At 61.0% G+C, this 6,899-nt stretch carries 5 protein-coding genes and 1 pseudogene; 4 read left to right on the top strand and 2 right to left on the bottom strand.

Going from position 1 to position 6,899, the window contains the following annotated elements:
- Positions 1 to 311: 311 nt before the first annotated feature.
- Complete coding sequence (locus tag ACFOW6_RS18130; protein ID WP_382423836.1) at positions 312 to 1,334, bottom strand: PD-(D/E)XK nuclease family protein; 1,023 nt, start codon at positions 1,332 to 1,334, stop codon at positions 312 to 314.
- 1,125 nt (positions 1,335 to 2,459) lie between these two features.
- Between ACFOW6_RS18130 and ACFOW6_RS18125 the strand changes: the two genes are divergently transcribed.
- The 4 genes from ACFOW6_RS18125 (at position 2,460) to ACFOW6_RS18110 (ending at position 6,667) form a co-directional block, all read left to right on the top strand.
- Positions 2,460 to 3,011 carry a queuosine precursor transporter gene (locus ACFOW6_RS18125; protein WP_382423835.1) on the top strand — a complete coding sequence of 184 codons (552 nt, stop codon included), beginning with the start codon at positions 2,460 to 2,462 and terminating at the stop codon, positions 3,009 to 3,011.
- A 182-nt stretch (positions 3,012 to 3,193) separates the two neighbouring features.
- Positions 3,194 to 3,571: a response regulator gene (locus tag ACFOW6_RS18120; RefSeq protein ID WP_382423834.1), complete on the top strand. Its 378-nt coding sequence runs from the start codon at positions 3,194 to 3,196 to the stop codon at positions 3,569 to 3,571.
- Between the two features lie 21 nt (positions 3,572 to 3,592).
- Complete coding sequence (locus ACFOW6_RS18115) at positions 3,593 to 3,916, top strand: hypothetical protein (RefSeq protein WP_382423833.1); 324 nt, start codon at positions 3,593 to 3,595, stop codon at positions 3,914 to 3,916.
- Positions 3,917 to 6,667, top strand: coding sequence for an ATP-binding protein (locus tag ACFOW6_RS18110; RefSeq protein ID WP_382423832.1), 2,751 nt, complete (start codon positions 3,917 to 3,919; stop codon positions 6,665 to 6,667).
- Positions 6,668 to 6,774: 107 nt separating this feature from the next.
- On the opposite strand, the pseudogene ACFOW6_RS18105 reads toward ACFOW6_RS18110, so the two are convergent.
- A pseudogene (locus ACFOW6_RS18105) lies at positions 6,775 to 6,899 on the bottom strand (IS5/IS1182 family transposase); the annotation flags it as partial.

Genomic DNA, 6,899 nt, shown 5'->3' with positions numbered 1-6,899 from the left:
CCATTCGTAATCCGTCAGTTCGTAACGCCGCCGGCTCATCTGTCCTCCGTAGCTTGCTCTACAGAGGACAAAGGGGAATCATAAATCACCCAATTTGGGAATCCCGTTTATGAGTATGCAGCCTAGAGGCACGCGGGGAGATCCGCTGGCTGCGCCCCGCCTACCAGAACCCCGAGGGGCAGGCGACAATCACCGCAGCCCGCGCCGCCAGGCGGTCAGTGCGTTGTTGCAAACCCTCTGCGAGCTCAACCACCTGCTGAAGTCGGAGGCGGGCTAGAGACTGTAGGCAACCGACCGATTGAGACGACATCCTATGGAGTGCGAACCGTGTATTGGCCTGTGTTCAAAAGTTTTTTGATAAATTTCTTATGGATGCCAGGGATTGCTTGAAGCACTGCTTTTGGACCTTTGTTGTCCTTGAATGACAAGTGAACGACAGTACGTTCATTCTGGTTTTTACGCCGGTTGCGAGGGGACTTGTAAGTAAGTGGAACATTTTCTTCTTCTGCGGCTTCTTTCCACGACGATGAAAGGTGCTCCAGTCGCCCATCTCTCTTGGTAGTGTGGTCTTGGGAATTATACTGTCGAATGGCGAGATAGTATCCGTTCCGGTCGTGATCCAAACGATAGAAAAGGCAGTCTTTCGGCGCGCTTATGGCATCAGCAAAGTGAATTTGGGTCCAGGGAGCGCCACTATTATTGGTGCCTCTTACAATCTGTGAGGAATCTTGGCCTATGCCCTTACATAACTGATGCATCCATAGCCATTGCCCCGACGGTTCCTCGAAAGCTTTATAGGTTTCATTGGCATCATTCGAACTGATGGCACTTGAAATCCAGTAGCGGTAATCTCGCTCCCTCTTTAGGAAAGCAAGATATTCATCGCTGATATCATGGGTGCCCTCAGCGCGTTCCAGCCATATAATCATTTCATCCAGTCCGAAATAGGGCCAGGAAAGATCAGCTCGCACATCTTGGTCGAACGCTAGGGAAAACAGGACACCTGAAGTGGTCTTATTGTTATTGCCGTGATCTGAGTATAACTGTAGCTGTTTGTTGCTTGGAGTTGATTTTACCTTGTTTTCTATAATAATTTTTTCATTATCTGATTCTATGGTGATATCATAGCGGCTTCCTTTACTTGATTTTACCTCAGTTCTAATGGTTATTTCTGCTTCTGTGTTCTGTAAACCGAGCTCGTTGAGAGTCTTTTTCGCATGCGGAGCCAATGCGGTGCGTTTCCCAGATGTCGCATTCAGAGAATCGAAAAACCACGCCCAAAATGCAGAATGAGACATTTCGCTGGGAGCTCGGTTGAATAACGTTTCCGGCATTGTTGACTATCCATTTTAGGGTTGTATCAAATTTATAAAAATACAACATATAAGGGCGCGCTTAAACCCTGCTGAATCAAAAACCGAACTAGAGTTGGTGGTGGAGTTTACTATCGTTACTTCCGGCAACCAACGTTTGCATCAGCTTGCGGTGGTTGGGTTTCCTCTTCAGGCGCACCACTCGCCTTGGCAGCAGCGGCAACAACCACTTCCAGCGCGGTCTGCCACAATCAAAGCGTTTACGAGGCTCTTGCGATCGCAAAGGGGGAGGCTGAGCCAACCGGTGTCTATGTGCCTGAGGCCGGTGATGTGGCAGAGTCAGGGAATGGTGGCCGATACCCTGTCCGAACTGCAAGGCGCTTCCTGATATCGTCTCATTCTAGGTTGCTCCTTGCCTGGATGTGATGCCCTTCCGGCTTGGTGGAGGAGATTCCAATGGGCTTCCGCACTACGCAAAAAGCGCGGTATCATTCTGTACTATGTTGGGGATCGCCTGGGCCTGTAATACAAAACCCCGCAGAAGCGGGGTTTTGAAAACTCGGCAATGGCTTAAAGCTTGCCTTCGCTCGTTTAGCCAGCGGCCCTTGATAGGATCTTAGACGCGGATGCCATGCGCAGAGCCGCTGACGATAATATGTACTTCTAGAGGTGTTTTGCCAATTTTGAAAGGCAAAGCCTATGAAGGAGGACGCAATTCTTCGCCATGAGGGTTGGTGGGTGAAATCTTAGAGATTTGAAACAATATAATAAATCGCATCTTGAAGCGCCTGACGCAAGGCAGGGCTTCGGAAAGCCTGTCGTCCTAAGCTTGTCCAAGGAAGCGGTGGCCTGTGAGGGCGGTGCTGTAAGCATTTTTCCCGAGCCTACCGTCTGTGCCGGCATGCTTCGAGGGGCCGCTGCGCGGCCCACCTCAGCATGAGGGCGTTATGGTGTTGATTTTAATATAAAGTTTTCCTCGCCTTGAGGTGCCCGCGACAGCGGGCCTCGAAAGGCCCTGGCCTTGGCCGTGCCTTGGGCACGATCCACGCCTTACAGGCTGTTGCCGTGGAGGCTGCAGTGGCTTTCCAGGGGGCTTTCTGTTAGGTAACGCCGGTCAGTGAGACGAGAGACAGAGGCAAGGGCCAGATGCGCGCGTTCGACAGCGCTTACACACTGCGGGGATTCCTGATGGGGCTGGTGGCCATGACGCTGCTGGTCACGGCATCGAACATCCTGGTGCAGTACCCCATCAACGACTTCCTGACCTTCGGGGCGCTGACCTATCCGGCCTGTTTCCTGGTGACGGACCTTTGCACGCGGGCCCTTGGCGCGCAGCAGGCGCGCCGGGTGGTCCTGGCCGGCTTCGCGGTGGCCGTGCTGCTGTCGCTGGTGCTGGCCACGCCGCGCATCGCGCTGGCCTCGGGGGCGGCCTTCCTGACGGCGCAGCTGCTGGACGTCTTCATCTTCGACCGCCTGCGCCGGGCCGCCTGGTGGCAGGCGCCGCTGCTCTCGTCCTTCCTCGCTTCGGCCATCGACACGGCGCTGTTCTTCGGCCTTGCCTTCTGGGGAACCACGGTTCCCTGGGTGACGCTGGGGCTGGGCGACTACGGCGTGAAGGTGGCCCTCGCGCTGGTCATGCTGATCCCCTTCCGGGCGCTCATCGCGCTGATTCCCGACCGGCAGGCCGTGCGCTCCTGATCCCCTATGAGCCCGTGGCGGGCAGCGGGCATTCCGGCGAGAGGCCATGAAAGCCCGTGTTTCACGGCCCAATGGTGAAAGATTTGGCGCCGATGGTCGCAGCGGTTAGACTGCCGTCCCAGAAAAGCAGCGCGTGGGCTGTATAAAAGCGCGCTTTCGAAACCATTGTCCGGGGAGCCTTCATGAATCCGTCGATCCTGCTGGTCGATGACGAGCCCAATATCGTGCTGTCTCTCGAGGTGCTGCTGCGCGGGGCCGGCTATCACGTGCGTGTGGCACCGGATGGCGAAGCCGCCCTGCAGGCCTGCCGGGACTATGTGCCCGACCTGATCATCCTGGACGTGATGCTGCCACGGCGCGACGGCTACGAGGTCTGTCGCCTGTTGCGGGAGACGGCCGCCTGGCGGAACGTGCCCATCATCATGCTGACCGCCAAGGGCCGCGAGACCGAGCGCGAGACAGGCCTGGCCATGGGCGCCGACGCCTACATCACCAAGCCCTTTTCCAACCGCGCCATCCTGGAGTGGGTGGACACGCTGCTGGCCACGGCCCAGGCCTGACGCGGACAGCCGGAGGGCGGGATGAAAGAGCCGGTGCGACAGCAGGGAGAGGGACGGGGGCTGCAGGGCCTGCGCATCACGCCGGCGCGCTCCGTGGCGTTCTTCCTGCTGGCGGTACTGCTGTTCAATCCGCCGTTGCTGCTGGTGTTCGACCAGGCGGTCCAGCTGTTCGGCCTGCCGCTGCTGTTCGTCTATCTCTTCGCCAGCTGGGGACTGATCATCGTCCTGATCGCGCTGGGCACGCGACAGGCGATCGATTCCGACAGGGAAGAGGACGCTGCTGACTCGGCGGTGTCCGAGAGGCCGCAGGCAGGGCCCGTCGACACGGCGGGGAAGGACAGCTGAATGCAGGGCTACGGCGTCATCCTGCTGGTGGCGGTGGGCTATCTCAGCCTGCTGTTCGCCGTGGCCTATTTTGCCGACAAGCGGGCCGAGCAGGGGCGCAGCCTGCTGAACCCCTATATCTACACCCTGTCGATCGCGGTCTTCTGCACCTCCTGGACCTTCTACGGCTCTGTGGGGCAGGCGGCGACCACGGGCTTCAGCTTCCTGCCCACCTACCTGGGGCCGACGCTGGTCTTCACCCTGTGGTGGGTTCTGCTGCGCAAGATGGTGCGCATCGGCAAGGCCGAGCGCATCACCTCGATCGCCGACTTCATCTCCTCGCGCTACGGCAAGAGCACGGTGACCAGCGGCGTCGTCACGGTGATCGCCGTGGTGGCGATACTGCCCTATATCGCGCTGCAGCTGAAGGCGGTCTACGGCAGCTTCATCGTCATGCTGCAGGGCGCCCAGCATGCCGACCTGCAGATGCCGCTGGACGGCCTGGCCTGGATCGACAACGCGCTGCTGATCACCCTGCTGATGGCGGGCTTCGCCATCCTGTTCGGCACGCGGCACATCGATGCCAGCGAGCATCACGAGGGTATGGTGACGGCGGTCGCCTTCGAGTCCGTGGTCAAGCTGGTGGCTTTCCTGGCCGTGGGTATCTTCGTCACCTTCGGGCTGTTCAACGGCTTCGGGGACCTGTTCCGCCAGGCGCAGGCGGTGCCGGAGATCGCGTCGGTCCTGTCGCTGGACGCCATGGGCACGCCCTTCCAGTGGATCACGCTGATGCTGCTGTCCATGGCGGCGATCATCTGCCTGCCGCGCCAGTTCCAGGTGATGGTGGTTGAGAACGTGGACGAGCGGCACCTGAAGAAGGCGGTCTGGCTGTTCCCGCTCTACCTGCTGGCCATCAACCTCTTCGTGCTGCCCATTGCGCTCACCGGCCTGTTGATGTTTCCCGAGGGCGGGGTCAATCCCGACACCTTCGTGCTGGCGGTGCCGCTGGCCGAGGGGCAGACGATCCTGGCCTTCCTGGCCTTCGTCGGCGGCCTGTCGGCGGCGACCGCCATGATCATCGTCGAGACGGTCGCGCTGAGCACCATGATCTGCAACGACCTGATCATGCCGGTGCTGCTGCGCTGGCGGGCACTGCGCCTCAACGAGCGCGGAGACCTGACGCGCCTGCTGCTGGGCATCCGGCGGGGCAGCATCCTGGTGATCCTGCTGATGTCCTATATCTATGTGCGCAACCTGGGCGGCTCCTACACCCTGGTCACCATCGGCCTGATGTCGTTCGCCGCCGCCGCCCAGTTCGCTCCGGCCATCGTCGGCGGCCTGTTCTGGAAGGGCGGGACGCGCAACGGTGCATTGACCGGCCTGATCCTGGGCTTCTTCCTGTGGGCCTACACCCTGCTGCTGCCCTCCTTCGCGCGCTCGGGCTGGCTGCCCGGGGAGTTCATCGAGGCCGGGCCTTTCGGCATCGAGCTGCTGAAACCCTATGCGCTGTTCGGGCTGACGGGCCTGAACGAACTGACCCATTCCCTGATCTGGAGCATGATCGGCAACATCCTGGGCTATGTCGTGGTCTCGGCCTATGGCCGTCCGGGGGCCCTGGAGCGTATCCAGGCGGTACGCTTCGTCGATGCCTTTGCCGGGCCGGGGGGCGAGTTGACCTGGCGCGGCACGGCGACCCAGGGCGACCTGCAGGACCTGCTGGCGCGCTTCCTGGGGCCGGCCCAGGCGCAGCGGGTTCTGTCCCAGCCGGAGACCCGCAGGCCCGGCGTGCCGGCGGCCAACGCCGATGCCGATCCGGCCATGCTGGTGCGCGCCGAACGGGCGCTGGCCGGCGTGATCGGGGGCGCCTCGGCGCGCGTGATGGTGGGCAGCATCATGAAGGGCGAGCGGGTCGGCTTCGACGAGGTCATGCAGATCCTGGACGAGACCTCGCATGTCATCTCCTACAGCCGGCAGCTGGAGCAGAAGTCGCAGGAGCTGCAGGACCTGACGGCCGAGCTGCGCGCCGCCAACGAGCGCCTGAAGGAACTCGATCGCCTGAAGGACGACTTCTTGGCCACGGTCAGCCACGAGCTGCGCACGCCGCTGACGGCCATCCGCTCGTTTGGCGAACTGCTGGCCGACAATCCCGATACCGATGAAGAGCAGCGCGCGCGCTTCCTGGACATCATCGTCAAGGAGAGCGAGCGCCTGACCCGCCTGATCAACCAGATCCTGGACCTGGCGCGCATGGAGGCCGGCCGCATGGACTGGGAGATGAGCGAGGTCGAGCCGCGCGCCGTGGTCATGGATGCCCTAGCGGCCACCGCCGGCCTGTTCGACGACCGCGAGGTCACGCTGGAGGTGGAGGTGCCCGAGGGGCTGCCGCTGCTGCGTGTGGATCGGGACCGCCTGATGCAGGTGATCGTCAACCTGCTGTCCAATGCCGCCAAGTTCTGTCAACGGCCCGAGGGCAAGGTGACGGTACAAGCAGCGTTGGCGGACGGGCAGGTCACGGTTTCGGTCCGCGACAACGGCCCCGGCATCACCGCCGAGGATCACGAGCGCATCTTCGAGCGCTTCCAGCAGGCCGGCAGCACGCTGTCCGACAAGCCCAAGGGCACCGGTCTGGGCCTGCCCATCAGCCGCCAGATCATCGAGAGCTTCGGCGGGCGTATTTGGGTGGAAAGCACGCCCGGCGCGGGCGCCTGCTTCCGTTTCGCCCTGCCCACCCAGGCGGCGGAGGAGAGCCGAGAGAGTTCGGCCGCCGAGTAGAGGCCCGGCTTCCGACGTCTGTGCCCACGATCTGCCTGCAAGAGAGCCATGGAACGGTAACGGAGCCAGCCAGGCCGGCCTAAAACGCCGTGCACACTGGGATTTCACTAGGCCGCAGACTCATAAGACTTCAACCAGATGCGGAGTGAAGCCAGCTTGAGCGCGGCGAGGTAGTTTTCCGGTTTGCGGTCATAACGTGTTGCGATGCCTCTGAACTGCTTGATTTTCCCGA

This window comes from Fodinicurvata halophila, assembly GCF_042651425.1.
Classification (GTDB): Bacteria; Pseudomonadota; Alphaproteobacteria; order Kiloniellales; family DSM-21159; genus Fodinicurvata; species Fodinicurvata halophila.
The sequence above is the reverse complement of the archived record's forward strand: the minus strand, read 5'-3'. Positions and strand labels throughout refer to the sequence as shown.

What these genes read in the sequence shown, in the direction of transcription:
- ACFOW6_RS18110 (WP_382423832.1), top strand. Translation starts at nt 3,917, where the DNA reads ATGCAGGGCTACGGCGTCATCCTGCTGGTGGCGGTGGGCTATCTCAGC.
- ACFOW6_RS18115 (WP_382423833.1), top strand. Translation starts at nt 3,593, where the DNA reads ATGAAAGAGCCGGTGCGACAGCAGGGAGAGGGACGGGGGCTGCAGGGC.
- ACFOW6_RS18130 (WP_382423836.1), bottom strand. Translation starts at nt 1,334, where the DNA reads ATGCCGGAAACGTTATTCAACCGAGCTCCCAGCGAAATGTCTCATTCT.
- ACFOW6_RS18125 (WP_382423835.1), top strand. Translation starts at nt 2,460, where the DNA reads ATGCGCGCGTTCGACAGCGCTTACACACTGCGGGGATTCCTGATGGGG.
- ACFOW6_RS18120 (WP_382423834.1), top strand. Translation starts at nt 3,194, where the DNA reads ATGAATCCGTCGATCCTGCTGGTCGATGACGAGCCCAATATCGTGCTG.